General features: G+C 69.9%; 14 protein-coding genes. 5 read left to right on the plus strand and 9 right to left on the minus strand.

From position 1 onward, the window contains the following. Positions 1-10: 10 nt before the first annotated feature. On the plus strand, positions 11-1,291 hold the full coding sequence (locus LC452_RS06425; RefSeq protein WP_223623382.1) for an FAD-dependent oxidoreductase: 1,281 nt from the start codon (positions 11-13) through the stop codon (positions 1,289-1,291). Positions 1,292-1,297: 6 nt separating this feature from the next. Here the strand turns inward: LC452_RS06425 and LC452_RS06430 are convergent, their stop codons facing one another. Then, a complete protein-coding gene (locus tag LC452_RS06430) occupies positions 1,298-1,546 on the minus strand; it encodes a hypothetical protein (RefSeq protein WP_223623384.1) in 249 nt (82 codons plus the stop codon). Positions 1,547-1,661: 115 nt separating this feature from the next. Here LC452_RS06430 and LC452_RS06435 point away from each other — a divergent pair, with 115 nt between their 5' ends. Then, positions 1,662-2,546 carry an aldo/keto reductase gene (locus LC452_RS06435; RefSeq protein WP_223623386.1) on the plus strand — a complete coding sequence of 295 codons (885 nt, stop codon included), beginning with the start codon at positions 1,662-1,664 and terminating at the stop codon, positions 2,544-2,546. Between the two features lie 26 nt (positions 2,547-2,572). Then, complete coding sequence (locus tag LC452_RS06440) at positions 2,573-3,031, plus strand: BLUF domain-containing protein (protein WP_223623387.1); 459 nt, start codon at positions 2,573-2,575, stop codon at positions 3,029-3,031. A 22-nt stretch (positions 3,032-3,053) separates the two neighbouring features. On the opposite strand, the gene LC452_RS06445 is transcribed toward LC452_RS06440, so the two are convergent. Then, complete coding sequence (locus tag LC452_RS06445) at positions 3,054-3,347, minus strand: hypothetical protein (protein ID WP_223623388.1); 294 nt, start codon at positions 3,345-3,347, stop codon at positions 3,054-3,056. Positions 3,348-3,519: 172 nt separating this feature from the next. On the opposite strand from LC452_RS06445, the gene LC452_RS06450 reads away from it, so the two are divergent. After that, the gene (locus LC452_RS06450; protein WP_223623389.1) at positions 3,520-6,063 is read left to right on the plus strand and encodes a metallophosphoesterase family protein; all 2,544 of its coding nucleotides are present in this window, start codon (positions 3,520-3,522) and stop codon (positions 6,061-6,063) included. A 61-nt stretch (positions 6,064-6,124) separates the two neighbouring features. Here LC452_RS06450 and LC452_RS06455 read toward each other — a convergent pair whose 3' ends face one another. The 4 genes from LC452_RS06455 to LC452_RS06470 form a co-directional block, all read right to left on the minus strand. Beyond that, the gene (locus LC452_RS06455) at positions 6,125-6,997 is read right to left on the minus strand and encodes an HAD family hydrolase (protein WP_223623390.1); all 873 of its coding nucleotides are present in this window, start codon (positions 6,995-6,997) and stop codon (positions 6,125-6,127) included. A 69-nt stretch (positions 6,998-7,066) separates the two neighbouring features. Then, positions 7,067-7,651 (minus strand): NAD(P)-dependent oxidoreductase, encoded by a 585-nt coding sequence (locus LC452_RS06460; protein WP_223623391.1) that lies wholly within the window; start codon positions 7,649-7,651, stop codon positions 7,067-7,069. A gap of 36 nt (positions 7,652-7,687) precedes the next feature. Next, a complete protein-coding gene (locus LC452_RS06465) occupies positions 7,688-8,905 on the minus strand; it encodes an MFS transporter (protein ID WP_223623392.1) in 1,218 nt (405 codons plus the stop codon). 121 nt (positions 8,906-9,026) lie between these two features. Next, positions 9,027-10,445, minus strand: a complete 1,419-nt coding sequence (locus tag LC452_RS06470; protein ID WP_223623393.1) for a PLP-dependent aminotransferase family protein — start codon at positions 10,443-10,445, stop codon at positions 9,027-9,029. Between the two features lie 180 nt (positions 10,446-10,625). Here LC452_RS06470 and LC452_RS06475 point away from each other — a divergent pair, with 180 nt between their 5' ends. After that, positions 10,626-12,383, plus strand: a complete 1,758-nt coding sequence (locus LC452_RS06475) for an alkaline phosphatase family protein (RefSeq protein ID WP_223623394.1) — start codon at positions 10,626-10,628, stop codon at positions 12,381-12,383. A 40-nt stretch (positions 12,384-12,423) separates the two neighbouring features. Here LC452_RS06475 and LC452_RS06480 read toward each other — a convergent pair whose 3' ends face one another. The 3 genes from LC452_RS06480 to LC452_RS06490 form a co-directional block, all read right to left on the minus strand. Next, positions 12,424-14,364: a collagen binding domain-containing protein gene (locus LC452_RS06480; protein WP_223623396.1), complete on the minus strand. Its 1,941-nt coding sequence runs from the start codon at positions 14,362-14,364 to the stop codon at positions 12,424-12,426. A gap of 80 nt (positions 14,365-14,444) precedes the next feature. Further along, on the minus strand, positions 14,445-15,500 hold the full coding sequence (locus tag LC452_RS06485; RefSeq protein ID WP_223623398.1) for an LLM class flavin-dependent oxidoreductase: 1,056 nt from the start codon (positions 15,498-15,500) through the stop codon (positions 14,445-14,447). Positions 15,501-15,528: 28 nt separating this feature from the next. Next, entirely contained in the window at positions 15,529-17,055 is a 1,527-nt protein-coding gene (locus tag LC452_RS06490; protein ID WP_223623400.1) for a methyltransferase, read from the minus strand. Between the last annotated feature and the right edge of the window lie 12 nt (positions 17,056-17,067).

Here is a 17,067-nt window from a genome sequence, read left to right on the forward strand (position 1 = left end):
GGCGTGACGCATGCATGACGTGATCGTGATCGGCGCCGGGCTCGCGGGGCTCCGCTGCGCCGGGCTGCTCGCCGCACACGGGCTCGACGTCATCGTCCTCGAAGCCGCCGACGCCGTCGGGGGACGCCAGCGCACCGACATCGTCGACGGGTTCCGACTGGATCGTGGCTTCCAGGTGCTCAATCCGGCCTACCCGGCGCTCCGCCGCAGCGTCGATCTCGGAGCCCTCGCGCTGGGGAGCTTCCCGGTGGGTGTGCGGGTCCGCACGGCGGACGGAGTGGCCGAGCTTCGGCATCCGCTGCGGCATCCGCTGTCGATCGTCACGACGCTGCGCAGCGGCCTCGTGAACGGGCGGGATGCCGTCGCCCTGGCGCGCTGGGCCGCGCCGGCGTTGCTGCGTCCGCTCTCACGTCTCGCGCAGAACGATGTCTCCCTGCGAGAGGGATGGGATGCCGCGGGGCTGCGCGGCCCGCTCCGCACGGCCGTGCTCGAGCCGTTCCTCGCCGGGGTCCTGGCAGAGCGAGGGGGCGAGACGTCGAACGCGTTCGCGCAGCTGCTCGTCGGATTCTTCGCGTTCGGGCGCCCCGGCCTGCCCGCGCAGGGGATCGCCGCGGTCCCCGCGCAGCTCGCCGCACACGCCCGCAGTGCCGGCGCCGACATCCGTCTCGGCGCCCGTGTGGGGCGCGTGTCGGCGAGCGGTGACGGCATGCAGGTGGACGTGGCCGGCGGCGATTCCGTCCGCGCAGCGCGGGTGGTCGTCGCGGTCGGACCGGATGCCGTCGCCGATCTCACCGAGCTGCCCGCCCCGGCGACGAACGGTCTGCAGACATGGTGGTTCGCCGCCGCCGAACCACCCACCACGTCCGCGCTCCTCACCGTCGACGGGCGCGGCCGAGGCCGAGGCCCCGTCGTGAACACCGTCGTCATGACCCACACGGTGCCCTCCTACGCCCCGGCCGGACACCACCTCATCGGCGCGACCTGCCTGCTGCCGCGCGATGGCGATACCGCCGCCGAGCCGGAAGTCCGCCGCCACCTGAGCGAGATCTGGGGTGCCGACATCGACGCATGGGAGCTGATCCGGCGCGACGACATCCGCGACGCACTCCCCGCTCAGCCGGCACCGCTGGGCGCGGCACGATCGCCGCGCCACGCCGATCGTCTGTACGTCGCCGGTGACCACCGGGATACCGCCTCGATCCAGGGTGCCCTTGCGTCGGGCGAACGGGCCGCGCGCGCGATTCTGACGGAAGTCGGCGCCCTGAGGAGCGCGGTCACGCCGCTCAGCTGACCCCTGTCAGTCCTTCGGGACGTTCCGGACGTTGATGAGGTACGTGAACAGGGTGAGAACGGCGAAGATGCCGATCATTCCCCACGGGGCGAACGAGAGATCGTGCTGAGAGAACAGTTCGGCCACGAGGTAGCCGAGGGCGGCGGCGATGCCGGTGATGATGGCCCAGAGCAGAACTCGACCCTTGGAGCTGTATGCGTTGCGGCTGGTCAAGATGATCCCCCGGATCGTGTCGGTGTGCCTGTCGGTGCTCACCCTAGTGAGATACGGGCACCGATGACCACTGCCGGGGCGATCGCCCATCTTCGCGCGCACCCGCCGTCGTGTCCACCCCATCGGCTCAGCGATGTGCCGCCCCTACGATCGCCTCATGCACACACGCACAATCGGCAACGACACCACGGGCCGCGTCGACGTCGGGGCGATCGGTCTCGGCCTCATGACCTTCGACCAGACCGGCCGCCAGCCCCGGGAGCAGCTGCGCGACACGGTGCGCGCTGCGCTCGATGCCGGCGTCACCCTGTTCGACACTGCCGACGCCTACGGGCCGGGTGAAGAACTCGGTGCCGACGCGCAGGGCGAGAACGAGAAGCTCATCGCCTCGATCCTCGACGAGCTCGGCGTGCGCGACCGTGTGTACCTCGCGACCAAGGGCGGTGCGTTCCGCACCGACGGCGGCGGTTGGGCCATGGACGGGAGCCCGGAGCATCTTCACCGCGCGGTCGACGCGAGCCTTTCCCGACTCGGCGTCGACCAGATCTCGCTGTGGCAGCACCACCGACCCGACCCGAAGGTCGACTATGCCGAGACCATCGGCGCGCTGACCGAGATCGCCGCGAGCGGCAAGGTGCGGATGATCGGGCTGTCGAACGTCGACCCCGGACAGATCCGGGCGGCGCACGAGGCGCTGGGCGACAGTCTCGTGAGCGTACAGAACCAGTTCAGCCCGAAGTTCCGCAGCAGCCGGCCCGAGATCGACGCCTGCACCGAGCTGGGTCTGGCGTTCCTCCCGTGGAGTCCGCTGGGTGGGCTGTCGGATGCCAAGGAGCTGGCCGAACAGCATCCGGCTTTCCAGCAGGTGGCCGAGTCTCGCGGCGTGAGCGCGCAACAGGTGGCGCTGGCCTGGGAGCTGGCTCAGTCGCCGGTCGTCATCCCCATCCCGGGGGCCAAGCGACCGCAGTCGATCCGCGACTCCGCCGCGGCCGCCGACCTGGCCCTGACCGACGACGAGCTCGCCGCGCTCGACCAGGACTGAGCGCGCCGCGGTCATAGTCTCTACATATGTCTGACACTGCGCCTGCTGCGGGGCATCGCGTCGTCTATTCGACCGTGTACACCAGCGCGGCGACCGCGCCGTTCGACGGCGACGACCTCACGCGCCTTCTCACCCAGAGCCGATCCGCCAATGAGGCCCGGGACGTCACCGGAGTGCTCCTCTACCGGCAGGGTCGTTTCGTGCAGTACCTCGAAGGCGACGAGGCGACGGTACGGGAGCTCGTCGATCGCATCGGAGCAGACCCCCGGCATGGCGGCTTCCGCGTGCTCGTCGATGACGAGCACGAGTCTCGATATTTCCCGCAGTGGACCATGGGTTTCGTGAGCGAGGAAGCGGACGCCCTCATGCCGATCGGATTTCGCACGGCTTTCAACGACATCGACGTGCTCGACGAAGACCCTGCCGCCGCGGTTCGCGCGTTCCGACAACTCAGCCTGATGTTCAGAGATCGCCCCGGGAAGTGACCGCAGGATCCCAGGCTCCGGTTCAGAACAGCGGGTTCTCGCCCTTCGCCTGAGCGATGGCCCTCGTGCGCGCCTGGATCAGCCGTAACAGGAGCGTGCTGAGCAGGAATCCGCCGACGACGGCGACAGCGACGAGGTACCAGATGCCCACTTCGGGATCGATCAGTTCGAAACCGTAGATCACCGCGACGAGCACGGCGAGGACCGCTCCCTCGATCAGCGCGAACCTGACGAACAGCCGGGTCTGACGGCGGCCGTAATCGAGGACGACGGCACGGACGCGGGCATCGATTGAAGAGTCGTGAGCGGAGGTCATGAGCCCACGGTAGCGAGGTCGCGTCCGCTTCGGCGTCCTACCGCTCGATGTCCACGCATCCGCTCTGTTCATCTTCTCGTCGCTCCCGCGTCAGCCCGACGTCATCCGGCTTCGATGGTCTGAAGGGGCCTCGTGCGGCTGAGCACGAAACCCCACCCCACAAAGGACAGACATGACCTCCCCCACCCCTGCGGTGCGGTGGCGGCGTCGCGGACTGACGTCCGTCGCGCTCCTCGCCCTGCTCGGCGGCGCCGTCGTCGCCCCTTCGGCGTTCGCTGCGACGAATGCCGCACCGGATGCCGCACCCGAGGTGCCGACGGGATCGCTGATCACCGGCGACACCACCTGGCACTACCTCGATGACGGTTCCGACCCCTCTCCCCAGCCCGCAGCGCTCCGCGACTGGACGCTGCCCGCGTACGACGACAGCGCGTGGAAGACGGCGACCGGATCCTTCGGCGCCAAGAACGGCAAGCTCGGCGCCGTCGGTCCCGTCACGCCGAAGACGCTCCTGAACCACTACCTCGACGGGTCGAAGGCCCCGACGGTCCCGACTTACTTCTTCCGCAGCACGTTCGAGCTGGAGGCGGGCGTCGCCGAGCAGGTCGCGTCGCTGTCGAGCTCGATCACCTACGACGACGCGATCGTCGTGTGGATCAACGGCGAAGAGGTCGCCCGCTTCGTCGACGGCCGCATCACCGACACCACGAATGTCGAGTATGCCGGCGACTCGAACGGCGACCCGCTGACCAGCACCATCACCGCCGAGGGCGACGTGCTCCAGGACGGCACCAACACCATCGCCGTGGCACTGTTCCAGGACCGCGAGACGAGCTCCGACATCTACTTCGACATGTCGTCGCTGACTCTGGTCGAGGCATCCGACCCCGGCGCCCCCGTCGTCGCACCGCCGACGCGCGTCATCATGACGCCGACCGAGCAGCCCGAGATCTCGCAGTCGTTCTCGTGGCTCGCGGGCGACGCCTCGCACACGATCGGTCAGGTCGAGATCGCGCCGGCCGCCGGTGGCGAGACCCGCACGATCGACGCCTATGACGCGGGTGTGGTGAACGGCAACCCGAACCACCACTTCTCCGCCACGGTGACGGGCCTCACCGCTGCCACCGGCTACCGCTACCGCGTGGGTCTCCCGGGCAGCTGGAGCGACTGGTTCGAGTTCACGACCGCCGACCCGAATGCGACGGACTTCCAGTTCGTCTACTACGGCGACGCGCAGATCGGCCTCGACACGACGTGGCCGAGCGTCGTGAAGCAGGCGGAGGCGAATGCACCCCGCTCGATCGGCTCCGTGCACGCGGGCGACCTGATCAACACCTCCAGCAACGAGAACGAGTGGCTCAACTGGTTCAAGGGCATGGAGGACTCCGCCACGCACACCAACGTGATGGCCGCCCCGGGCAACCACGAGTACTCCGGCGACAAGCTGCTCACGGCGTGGAAGGCCGCGTTCGAGTACCCGCACAACAACCCGTCGATGGACTCGATCGGCGAGCTCGCCGATCTCGCGAAGGGCGACACGGAGGTCGCAGCCCAGTACCGCTCGCTGTTCGACCACTGGAGCGCGTTCGCCGCCGAGACCGCGTACTACACGGACTACCAGGACGTGCGATTCATCACGCTCAACGCGACGCGCGATGCGACCTTCCTCACACCGCCGGCTCTCCCGTCCTGCACGGGTGCCGACTGCCCCATCAACAAGGGCGAGGAGCTGTGGATCCGCTTCCAGGGCGCCTGGCTCGACCTGCTGCTGCAGAACAGTCCGTCGAAGTGGAACGTCGTCACGTTCCACCAGCCGGTGTTCTCTGCATCCGAGGGTCGTGACGAGCCGAAGCTGCGCGCCGACTGGGTTCCGATCTTCCAGCGAAACGACATCGACCTGGTGCTCATGGGCCACGACCACACCTATGCCCGCGGCTACGTGAACACCGACGCGACCGAGACGCCCGGTCTCACGACCGGTCCGGTGTACGTGGTCTCGAACTCCGGTGCGAAGCACTACGAGCTCGAGACCGCCGAGAAGAACGTCTGGACGAACAACGGCGCCACCCAGGTGCTGCGCGGTCAGGGCGTCACCACCTACCAGGTGATCGATGTCTCGAACGGCCAGCTCGTCTACCGCTCCTACCTGGCCGAGAAGCAGCCGGATGCGACGACCGACCTTCCGGTCGGCGCGGTCTACGACACGTTCACGATCACGAAGTCGGATGCCGGCGAGAAGTGGGTGACCGAGGCCGGGGTCACGCCTCCGGTCACGGAGCCCCAGGTTCCGGGCGAGATCGAGCTGGGCGCGGCATCCGTCAAGGCCGGCGGCACCGTCACGGTGTCGGGCACGGGCTTCGCGGCGGATGCCGAGCTGCGCCTCGAACTGCGCTCCGACCCGGTCGATCTCGGAACCATCACGGTCGGTGCGGGCGGTGCGTTCTCGCGCTCCGTCACGATTCCCGCGGCCACCCCGGCTGGAGTGCACACTCTCGCCGTGATCCTCCCGGACGGCACCGAGGTCACCGCCTCGCTCACCGTCACGGCGGCAGCGGCGGGCGGTGGGGCGGTGACGCCCGGTATCGGCGGCGCGGCGACGGGTGACCTCGCGAACACCGGAGCCGACAGCACCCCGTACGTGATCGCCGCGGTGGTGCTGCTCGCGCTGGGTCTCGGTCTCGTCGCACTGCGACGTCGCCGGCAGCACGCCGAGTAGGTTCGCCGCGTCTGCGAGGAAGGCGTCGTCGGGGGCCTCGGCTCCGGCGGCGCCTTCTCTCTCAGATGGTCGCGAGCGCCTGTGCGAGTCCGTCTTCTGCCAGCGATCCGGTGATCTCGGATGCCACGGCGCGGAGTTCGTCGGGTGCATGCCCCATCGCGATCCCTCGCCCGTGCGCACCGGCCCAGTCGAGCAGCTCGATGTCGTTGAAGCCGTCGCCGACGGCCATGACCCGGTCGCGGCCGAAGCCGAGCAGGCCACGCAGCTCTTCCGCCGCGGATGCCTTCGTGACACCCTCCGCGGCGAGGTCGAGCCAGGCCGTCCAGCCGAGCGAGTACGTGACTCCGCGCAGCTCCATCCCAGCGGCGATCCGTCGGAACTCGTCGATATCGGCATCCGGAGCGATCGCCACCACCCGCACCGCCCTGCCCGCGGTGAGCGCGTCGAACGGCACGATCTGCTGCTCGATCTCGGGCACGGTCGTCGCCGAGGGGAACGGATGCGTGAACCGATACGCGCCCCTCTCGTCTTCCACCGCGATGAGCGCCTCGGGGAGGTGCTGCCGAAGGGCGTGCAGCACGGGCGCGGCGTCGAAGCCCGCGATGCGCAGCCGGCGATAGCCGCTCGCCGCACCGGCATCCCGCTGCAGCACCATTGCGCCGTTCGAGCACACGACGTACTCCGGCCAGGCTTCGATGTGATCGAGGACCGAGAGAGTGGTGGCCGCCGACCGTCCGGTCGCGACGAGCAGATGATGCCCCGCGCTCTCGACGCGGCGCAACTGCCTCTTGACCGCGACGCTCGCTCGGCCGGTCTCATCGATGGTCGTGCCGTCGAGGTCGATCGCGACGAGCCACTCCTCCGCTCCCCTGCGGCGCGCGGGCACACCCGCGGCGCTCGCTGGTGCGGGCGGAATGACGTCGGCGTCGAACATGGAACTCCCGATCCTGGGTCGTGGGAAAAGGATAGGCGGGGCCGACGACATCGGCCCCGCCCCGGGTGGTCAGTCGGTGATCGTCACGATTCCCGATGACGACCCCAGCAGCTCGACGGTGCGCTGCGCGGCCCGGTCGATCTGCACCCGCGGCTCGGCCGGAACGGCATCCGGGTTGTAGGTTCCGGGTCCGTAGAACTGGCCGTAGCTCAGCACGACTCCGCCTTCGGCCAGCACCGAGGTCTCCAGCTGCTTCACGGCGAGGGCGTCGGGCCCGTCGGGGAGCTCCCACGCGACCGTCTGGGCGAGGATCTTCGGGTTCCCGGCGGCACGGGCGGCGTCGATGATGTTCTGGTTGCCCTCGGTGCGGATGCGGGCGTTGAGGTCGCCGAACTCCGCGATCCTGCTGACGTCGTCGGGCAGGTCGGTGAGCTCGTTGAGGATGATGTCCGGGCCGAATGCGACGACCGCCGTGATCAGCGCGTCGCGGTCGAAGACGTCCACGACCACGGGCACGGCGCCGAGTTCGGCGAGCCGGTCGGCCTTGGCGGCGGAACGCGTCATCCCGGCGACCGTGTGGCCCGCGTCGACGAGGAGGGGGATCAGCCGCTGGCCGATGACTCCGGATGCTCCGGCGAGGAAGATCTTGGACATGATGGTGCCTTTCGTTGGAGGTGAGGGTGACCCGGCTCACCCTCGACGCGCGATGCGCGCCTGGGCGACGAGGCTGATGAGGGCGAAGAGGATCGTGAGGGCGGTGTAGCAGACGACCGCAGGGATCTCGCCGAGCGGTCCGGCGATCTGCCCCTCGATGACGATCGGCAGCCCGAACGCGGTGTACGAGACGATGTACACGGCTGCGACGATCCCGGCCCGCTGCTGGGGGTCGACGAGCGGGATGAGCAGCTGAAGCGCCGCGGTGAAGGACGACCCGAAGCCGACGCCCGCGATCGCCTGACCGAGAATCATCAGCACGAGGCTGCCCGCGAAGACGCCTCCGATGATGGCGGCCGCACCGAGGATCGACGCGTAGATGCCGATGACCATCGCGTGACGGGACGCGATCTTCGCGAACACGATTCCGATGACGGTGGACACCGCCGGAGCGACGAACCCCGCGAATCCGCCGAGGAAGGGACTGTCGATCCCGAAGACGCTGCGCACCATGTTGGGCGCGAGCCCTCCCGAGAGACCGGCGAGCATCCACACGGCCGCGACGACGGGGGCGGCGGCGAGGAACTCGGCCCGGGCGGCCGCGGGCACGGCGACGCGAGGGATCAGCGACCGCAGCGCTCCCGGCCGGCGCCGTCCGGTCTCGGGCGACAGGATCGCGACGACGATGCCCAGCAGCGTCAGCACGATCAGGATCACGAAGATGACGGTGTTCGCACCCGGGGTGAGCTCGATCGCCAGTCCGGCGAGCACCGATCCCAGCGCCAGTCCCCCGGTGAGGCTGATGCTGCCGAGGATCGCGCCCAGGCGCTTGTCGCCGCCCGGCGCCAGCTCCACCATCGCCGCCGTGAACGCCGCGGTGGCCGCGCCGCTCGCGATGCCCTGCACGATGCGCCCGGCGATCACCGCGCCGACGTCTCCGGCCGTGAGGAACAGCAGGTTCGAGCCCAGCTGCACGATCAGGCCGCCGATGAGGACGGGGCGTCGGCCGATGAAGTCCGACAGCGAGCCGAACACCAGCACCGCGACGAGGAACCCGGCGGCATAGACGGCGAAGGCGACGTTGAGCATCTCCGGCGCGAAGGTGAACCGGTCCTTGTAGTCGACCAACAGCGGGGTCAGTGCGCCGGCGCCCAGGTACAGGCTCATGAAGGCGACGGCTGTTCCCGCCAGGGAGAGCCCGAGCGGAAGCGCGCGACGGCCCGTTCCGCGAGCGGTCGAGCGTGGTGAGGACACTTCGGGCTCCTTCAGCGATGTCAGGGATCGCGGGCCGGGGTGGCGCCGCTGCAATCGACACTACGAAGGAAGAGGACTCGTATCGAGTACCACTCTGACCCTACGATCTCGGACCACTTCGTCAGGACACGGCCGCCACCAGGGACTGCAGCGCGGCGGGCCAGGCGCTGTCGGAGACCGAGGAGAAGTTGGCCACCAGCCCGCTCCCCCACGGCGAACCCGCCGCATCCGGATGCCGGAACTCGGAGAGGCCGCTGACCACCAGCCCGCGCCGTGCCGCCGCCTCCAGGATCGATGCCTCGGTGCCCTCGGGCAGCTGCAGCACGGCCTGGAGACCGGCGGGCATCCCCACGACACGGACTTCGGGCGCCTGCGCGTCGAGCGCGGACACGAGCTGTTCACGCCTGGCCCGATAGCTGTGACGGCGGCCGCGCACGTGCCGGTCGAACGCCCCCGAAGTCACGAAGTCGGTGAAGATCAGCTGGTCGAGCACACTCACCGTGTCGACCCGTCCCTTGGCTCGCTCGACGGCGGGCAGCAGGTGCTCGGGCACCACGACCCACGCGAGCCGGAGCGCCGGAGCGACCGACTTGCTGGCGGTGCCGAAGTAGACGACGTGGTCCGGATCGAGCCCCTGCAGGGCGCCGACGGGTCTGCGGTCGTAGCGGAACTCGCCGTCGTAGTCGTCTTCGAGCACGACGCCGCCGGTGCGCCGCGCCCAGTCCAGCAGCGCGTGCCGTCGCTCCGCCGACAGGGCGAACCCGAGCGGGAACTGGTGCGCAGGAGTGAGCAGGGCCGCACTACCGGGCTCGAGGGCGGACAGGGCGTCGACCTGCGCTCCGCCCTCGTCGATCTCCAGCGCGGGGATGCTCATCCCGTCGTCGCTCAGCACGTCGCGGTAGATGTCGAGCCCGTAGGCTTCGACCGCGATGGTGCCGACCCCCTGACCGCGCAGTGCACGGGCGAGGATGCCGAGGCCGTGGTGGAACCCCGAGGTGATGACGATCCGCGCCGGATCGGCGTAGACGCCGCGCACCCGCGACAGATAGTCGGCGAGCGCGGTGCGCAGCTCCATCCGCCCGAGAGGATCGCCGTAGCCGAAGGCGCTGTGCGGGGCGGCCGTGAGTGCGCGCCGAGCGGCGGAGAGCCAGACCGCGCGCGGGAACTCGGCGTAGTCGGCGGCACCGGGCTCGAGCTCGTGCGGGCTCCGCCGGGGTGGAGCGGCGGATCGCTCCGGCGCGCGCGCGGCCTCGGCGCGGTGTGCGACGTGCGTGCCGGAGCCATGCCGGGCGACCAGCCACCCCTCCTCGACGAGGGCGGAGTAGCACTCTGTCACCGTGCTCCGTGCGATGCCGAGGTCCTCGGCGAGGGTGCGCGACGAGGGCAGCCGCGTTCCCGGCGCCAGGCGTCCGCTGCGCACGGCCTCGCGCAGCGCCTCGCCGAGCCCGGCCCGCAACCCGGAGCCGCGGAGATCGAGGTGCAGATCGATGCCCGCCTGCGCCCACGCGCTGTCGGCCGAAGTGGTCCGCTTGTTCGCCATGAGATGGGACCTTACTCCCGAACCTCTCGGGGCCCTCGCGAAACTTCGCAGTACAGCACGAACTTCGCAGCATCCGCCGCGTAATCCTGTGAGGATCGCGTCGTTCTGCGAAGTTCCTGCCTTGCGACGACCTCGTCGCGTTCTGTCCCGCCGGCCCGACTCGGTCGTAAGATCGGCCTCGTGACCGAAGACGCCGCTCGCCCCGTGCCCGATCCCTCCCGCCGAGGTTTCCTCAAGATGGGCGGGGCCGCACTGGCGGGTGCCGTCGTCGGCGGAGCGGGCGGAGCCGCCATCGGCGCGACGGTCGCTGCCGGCCACCGCGACGGCTTCGCATCCGACCCCGATCCGTTCGCGGCGCTCACGCCCCGCAGCGAGCCCGGATTCGATCACCTCGTCGTGGTGATGGGCGAGAACCGCTCCTTCGACAATCTGCTCGGCTACCTCTACTCGAAGGACACTCTTCCCACGGGCGAGACGTTCGAGGGTCTGGCCTTCGGCTCGCACAGCAACACGGCTTCGGACGGAACCGTCGTCGAGGCCCACATCCACCAGGGCGACACCGACCGGATCATGAGCCTCCCCGACCCGGATCCGGGCGAGGAGTACCCGCACGTCAACACGCAGATCTTCGGCACCATCGATCCGAAGACGAACGCCGACCTCTTCGTCGACGAGATGACCGCGCCGTTCAACGCTCCCACCAAGGGCGAGAAAGCGACGATGTCGGGGTTCCTCGAGGATTACATCATCAACGTCCGGCGCCTCCGCCGCGGGGCCGAGCCGAAGCCCGAAGAGGCCGCGCACATCATGGGCTCGTTCTCGCCCGAGATGCTGCCCGTGCTGTCGACCCTCGCCGCCGAGTTCGCGGTGTTCGACCACTGGTACGCGGGCGTGCCGTCGCAGACGTTCTGCAACCGCTCGTTCTTCCACGCCTCGACCTCGCACGGCTTCGTGACGAACCAGGGTGGGGATGGCTACAAGAAGTGGCTCGACGCCCCGGCGGCGCCGACCGTCTTCAACCGCCTCGAAGACAAGAAGCTGACCTGGAAGATCTATCTCGACAAGCTCCAACTCGTGTCGTTCACGGGCATGCTGCACGCCGCCGTGCTCGAGAAGTACTGGCGCACCGAGCACTTCGGCACCATGGAGGACTTCTACGCCGAGGCGAAGGCGGGGAAGCTGCCCGCCTACGCGTTCATCGAGCCGCGGATGGTCTACGACCACAACGACTTCCATCCGCCGTTCGGCGCGGTGCGCGAGAGCACCGACGACGGCGAGGAGATCTTCGACAGCGCGGTGTCCGACGTGCGTGCCGGCGATCGGCTGATCCACGACATCTACGAGGCGGTGCGCACCAGCGCGTCCCCGCAGGGCTCCAACGCCGTGAACACGCTGCTGCTGATCACGTTCGACGAGCACGGCGGATGCTACGACCACGTTCCGCCGCCCACGGCGACGAAGCCGACACCCGACACGAAGGCCGGGGAGATGGGCTTCACGTTCGATCGGCTCGGATGCCGGGTGCCGGCGATCGCCGTGTCGGCCTACACGAAGCGCGGCTCGATCATCCACGACGAGATGCATCACGGCTCGGTGACGGCCACGCTCTCACGGCTGCACGGGCTCAAGCCGCTGAACGACCGCGATCAGTCGGCCAACACGCTGCTGAACGTCGTGAACCTCGACAAGCCCCGGCATCCGGCCGACTGGCCCGTCACGACGCCGGCCTACACGCCGCCCAACCCGGAGGAGACCGCTCCGCAGCCGAATGAGGCGGATCACACCAAGCCGCTGACCCCGCCGGCTCGCGGCCTGCTCGGTCTGCTCATCGCGCGCTACGGCAAGCCGGGCGAGCCCGAGCCGGAGACGTTCGCCGACGCCTACCGGCTCCTCCATGAGCACGGCGAGGAGCTGTTCGGACCGCCGAAGGGCAGCTGAGGACAGGCGGATGCCGCGGCATCCGCCTCTTCCCTCCGGATCAGTCCCGCGTCGACCTGCGGCGCGACACGATGAACAGCACGGCCCCGACGATCAGCACGGCTGCACCGCCCGCGGCCCACGCGAAGGTCTCCGGGCCGAGACCCGTGCCCGGCAGTGTGCCGTTGTTGTTGCCACCGGTCACCGGCGGGTCGGGATCGGGATCAGGATCCGGCGGGACGACGATCGCAGCGAGCGTGAAGTCCTGCTCGACCACGGCCTCGCCGGCTGCGGTGATCACGACGGTCCTGGTCGCGGCTCCCACGACCGTGCTGCCGGTGGGCGGCACGACCGTGAGCGTGTAGGTCGCCGGGGGCAGCCCGCCGAGGCCGAACGAGCCGTCGGCATCCGTGGTGAGCTGCGCAGGCACGCCCGGACCGGTGACCTGGATGACCACTCCGGGGACGGGGGCGCCGCCGTCGGTGCGCACCGTGCCGTCGAGGGCGCCGAGGCGCGCGAGATCGAAGTCCACGTTCGCGACGTCGACGCCGGCGATCTGCTCGGTCCGCGTGACCGGAGTCAACGCGACGTAGCCGCCGGGAGTCGTCATGGTGATGTCGTAGTCGCCGGCCGGAAGACGCGGGAAGGAGTAGGCGCCGCTCCCGTTCGTCACAGCGGTGACCGTGCCGCCCGGGCCGACGGCCGTGACGGTGACGCCGGCGATGCCCGAGCCGTTCGAGGTGACCGCTCCGCTCAGCGACGGATTCTCCGCGAGCTGGAAGTCGACGTTCTCGATCGGGTCTTCGCTGAGTGGCGGGATCGTGAAGGGGGGCGGGCTGCTCACGAGGGTGTAGCCGTCCGGGGTGGTGATCGTCGCCGTATGCGGGCCGACCGGGACGGAGTCGAACAGGTACTCGCCGGCGGCATCGGTCGTCGTGCTCTGCCCGTCGATCGTCACGGTCACGCCGGGCACCGGGTCGCCGTCGGCATCCGTCACCTGTCCGGAGACGGCGACCGGCACGATGTCGCGCACGGTGAAGTCGGCGACGGCATCCGTCGTGGTCAGATCGACGGCCAGGGTCGTGGCGCCGGTCGAGATCTTGCCGGCCGGAGGTGCGACTCGCACGGTGTAGCCGTCGGTCGCGACGAAGCCCGGGAACGAGTAGGTGCCGTCCGCGGCGGTCGTCGTGGTGCCGACGACCGTGCCGTTCGCGTCGGTGAGGGTGAGCGCCACCCCGGTCAGAGGCCCGTCCACGATGTCGACGACCGAGCCGGTGATGTCACGGGCCTGAGACGCGAACCATGTCTGGTAGACGGGGAAGCCCGCCCGGCGGGTGAAGAAGAAGGTGAGCGAGCTGATCGGCGCTGCGGGCTCGAACCAGGCGGTGGCGCCGCTCGTGTCGGCGGCTGCGGCGTTTCCGGTGAGAGTGAGCGTGGCGGGGTCCCAGACCGGCACATCGGTCGCCATCCCGGTGCACGAGGGCTTGCCGACGACGCCCGGAGCGCAGTAGTTGAAGCCGCTCTGGAAGCCGAGCTCGGTCGCGTCGAGCGCCTGTCCGTCGGGGCCGATGGCCTGGATGCGCACGGAGTCGGCGTCGATGTCGCCGAGCGCGAAGGCCCACCCCGATGAGGGCGTGGGGGCGTCGAACGAGTAGGTCGTCGTCGAGGGACTGGCCGCGTTGTCTGCCTTCGGACGCAGGTTCAGGTACGGCTGGTCGCGGCTGGACCCGTACTTGGCACCGATCGGGGTGCCTTCCGAGAGCCAGGTCGATGCGCCCGAGATCACGGCGGGACCGCCGCCGCGGGAGTCGCTGGTCATGGTCGCGGTGATCGCCGGCTGCGCGGCGATCTGCACCGTCGTCGTGTATGCCCCGGCCCCGCCGGCGAGCGGCTGCCAGGTCGCCCACGAACTGGTCGTCGCCGCGGCCGCCGGGATGGCGCCGACGAGCACTGCCACGAGAACGATCGCCCCCGCGAGGATTCCACTCCGATGCGCACGCATGCCGCCAGAGTACCGGTATACCGGAATGCCGTGAAGGGGCGGGAGAGAGCGGATGCCGCGGCATCCGCTCTCGCAACGACCTAGACCGGATCGCCCTGGACGGGTCCCTCGGTGTTGGGCTTCCAGCCGAGCGCGGGTGCGACGTGGGTCGCGAACGACTCGAGCACGTGGAGGTTGTACGCCGGCCCGAGCTGGTTCGGGATGGTCAGCAGCAGGGTGTCAGCCGACATCACGGCCTCGTCGCGCTTCAGCTGCTCGATGAGCACGTCGGGCTCTGCGGCGTAGGTCTTGCCGAACGTGGACCGGAATCCGTCGATGACGCCGATCTGGTCGCCGTTCTCCTCGCTGCGCAGGCCGAAGTAGGCCCGATCCATGTCGGAGATGAGCGGGAAGACGCTCCGGCTGACCGAGATGCGCGGGGCACCGGTGTGGCCGGCCTCCTTGTACGCGGCGCGGAACAGGTCGATCTGCTCGCGCTGCAACTCATGGAACGGCTGGCCGGTCGCCTCGGTGACGAGAGTCGAGCTCATCATGTTCAAACCCTTGCGGCCGGTCTCCTCGGCCGTCGACCGCGAGCCCGAACCCCACCAGATGTGGTCGCGGAGCGTCGGCGACTGCGGCTCGATCGCGAGGTAGCGTCCCTCACCGACCATCCGAGGATCACCGGCGGCGATCCTCTCGCCGTCGATCGCGCGCAGGAAGATGTCGAACTTCTCCCGAGCCAGCACGCTGCCGCGCTCGGGGTCCTCCTCATCGACGTAGCCGAAGGTCTCGTAACCGCGCAGTGCCGTCTCGGGTGAGCCTCGGCTCACGCCGAGCGCGATCCGCCCGTCGGCGATGAGGTCGAGCGCGGCCGCCTCCTCGGCGAACTGCAGCGGGTTCTCGTAGCGCATGTCGATCACGCCGGTGCCGACCTCGATGCGCTTCGTGCGTGCCGCCATGGCCGAGAGCAGCGGCATCGGCGACGCGGCCTGCCGTGCCCAGTGGTGCACGCGGACGGAGGCGCCGTTGACGCCGATCTCGTCTGCGCCCTCGGCGATCTCGATCGTCTGCTTCAGCATGTCGCCCGCCGTGCGGGTCGCCGAGCCGGGCACATCTGCGTAGTGCCCGAAGGAGAGGAATCCGAAAGCCTTCATGATCTATTCCAACGCATGGATGCTGCGCCTATTCCCCCGGCGCCAGGAGGCCGTCGAACACGAGCGCGCGGATGCGCGGCTCGAGGTCGGCCCAGAGATCGGCGAGAGGCACGTCGAAGAGGTCGGCCAATGCGGCCACGATCTGTCCGACGGTCAGCTCTCCGTCGCAGGCCCCGACGAACGCGGCGAGCGCGGGATCGACGTTCACCGTGCGGGCGAGACCGCCGCCCTGGCGCAGCTCGATCACGCTCGGGTCGTCGTCACCCGGCAGCAGGTGCCGCGCCTCGGTGACATCTGATGCCGTCACGAGGGTCGCGGGCACGCCGCCGGCCAGCAGATCATGTGCGGCCAGGCCCGTGGCGAGCGCAGCGCCGACGTTCGCGACCGGCTGCCGCACGGCCTCTCGGCGCCGGATCGGGGCGTGCACCGCCTCCGGGATCGTCGAAGGGCGCCGGATCAACACGTAGCCGAAGCCGATGGAGGTGACGCGACGCGCGGCGAAGTCATCGAGCCAGGCCGTGAGCAGCGGCGTGAACTCGGGATCGCGCGGTGTCGTGCCGCCGTCGCGGATCCACAGCTCTGCGTAGCCGAGGGGCGTCAGCTGCTCGCGCTCGATGACCCAGAGGTCGAGGTCTCCGGGCACCCAGGCGTCCAGGCGTGCGAGCCCCGTGACACCGTCGCGCGACTCCCAGTTGCCCAGCAGCTGCGCGATGCCGCCGACCGTGAGGAAGGCCGGGGCGGTCCGCACGAACTGCTCCACCAGCGCGTCGCCGACCAGGCCGCCGTCACGGTACTCGTAGGCGGGCACGTCGCCGACGCGAGGCGTGATCACGAACGGCGGGTTGGAGACGATCAGGTCGAACGCCTCGCCCTCGACCGGTTCGAACATGCTGCCGTGACGGAACTCGATGTTGCTCACACCGTTCAGGCGGGCGTTGAGCTCGGCGAAGGCGAGGGCTCTGGCGGAGATGTCGGTCGCGATCACGGTGCCGGCCCGCCGTGCGACGAGGAGCGCCTGGATGCCGCATCCGGTGCCCAGGTCCAGCGCACGATCCACCTCGAGCGGCACGATCGTCTCGGCGAGCGTGCGGGATGCGCCACCGACTCCGAGAACATGGTCGGCCGGCAGGGCGCCGTCCAGAGCGACCTCGTCGAGGTCGCTGGCGATCCACCACTCCCCGACCCCGTCGGCATCGACGAACGACTGCGGACGCAGCAGGGCGGTCGGCGTCACGGTCTCCGCATCCGCGCGCGCCAGGCCGAGCGCGACGAGTCCGTCCACGCCCAGGCGCGGCAGCGCGTCAGCGACGGCCACCCGCGGCTGCGACATCCCGAGCACGAGGAGGCGGCCCAGGGTCGCGAGCACACCGGAGTCGCCCGCGATCGCGCGCAGGATCGGCTCGCGCATTCCGCGGGCGAGAGCGTCGTCGGCCTCCTCGCCCCACAGGCGCCGCAGAGGCTCGGAACGGAGGTCCGCCTCATCGAGGTCGGCGGCGAGGGCGGCGCTGCCGAGCGGGTCGGGGACGGGTACGGGGGTGTCGGACACGGCCGTCACTCTACGCGTCTT

It is taken from the genome of Microbacterium sp. EST19A, assembly GCF_019969685.1.
Classification (GTDB): Bacteria; Actinomycetota; Actinomycetes; order Actinomycetales; family Microbacteriaceae; genus Microbacterium.

Coding starts and splice junctions, on each gene's coding strand:
- LC452_RS06460 (WP_223623391.1), bottom strand. CDS start 7,651: ATGTCCAAGATCTTCCTCGCCGGAGCATCCGGAGTCATCGGCCAGCGG.
- LC452_RS06455 (WP_223623390.1), bottom strand. CDS start 6,997: ATGTTCGACGCCGACGTCATTCCGCCCGCACCAGCGAGCGCCGCGGGT.
- LC452_RS06485 (WP_223623398.1), bottom strand. CDS start 15,500: ATGAAGGCTTTCGGATTCCTCTCCTTCGGGCACTACGCAGATGTGCCC.
- LC452_RS06470 (WP_223623393.1), bottom strand. CDS start 10,445: ATGGCGAACAAGCGGACCACTTCGGCCGACAGCGCGTGGGCGCAGGCG.
- LC452_RS06440 (WP_223623387.1), top strand. CDS start 2,573: ATGTCTGACACTGCGCCTGCTGCGGGGCATCGCGTCGTCTATTCGACC.
- LC452_RS06445 (WP_223623388.1), bottom strand. CDS start 3,347: ATGACCTCCGCTCACGACTCTTCAATCGATGCCCGCGTCCGTGCCGTC.
- LC452_RS06435 (WP_223623386.1), top strand. CDS start 1,662: ATGCACACACGCACAATCGGCAACGACACCACGGGCCGCGTCGACGTC.
- LC452_RS06480 (WP_223623396.1), bottom strand. CDS start 14,364: ATGCGTGCGCATCGGAGTGGAATCCTCGCGGGGGCGATCGTTCTCGTG.
- LC452_RS06450 (WP_223623389.1), top strand. CDS start 3,520: ATGACCTCCCCCACCCCTGCGGTGCGGTGGCGGCGTCGCGGACTGACG.
- LC452_RS06425 (WP_223623382.1), top strand. CDS start 11: ATGCATGACGTGATCGTGATCGGCGCCGGGCTCGCGGGGCTCCGCTGC.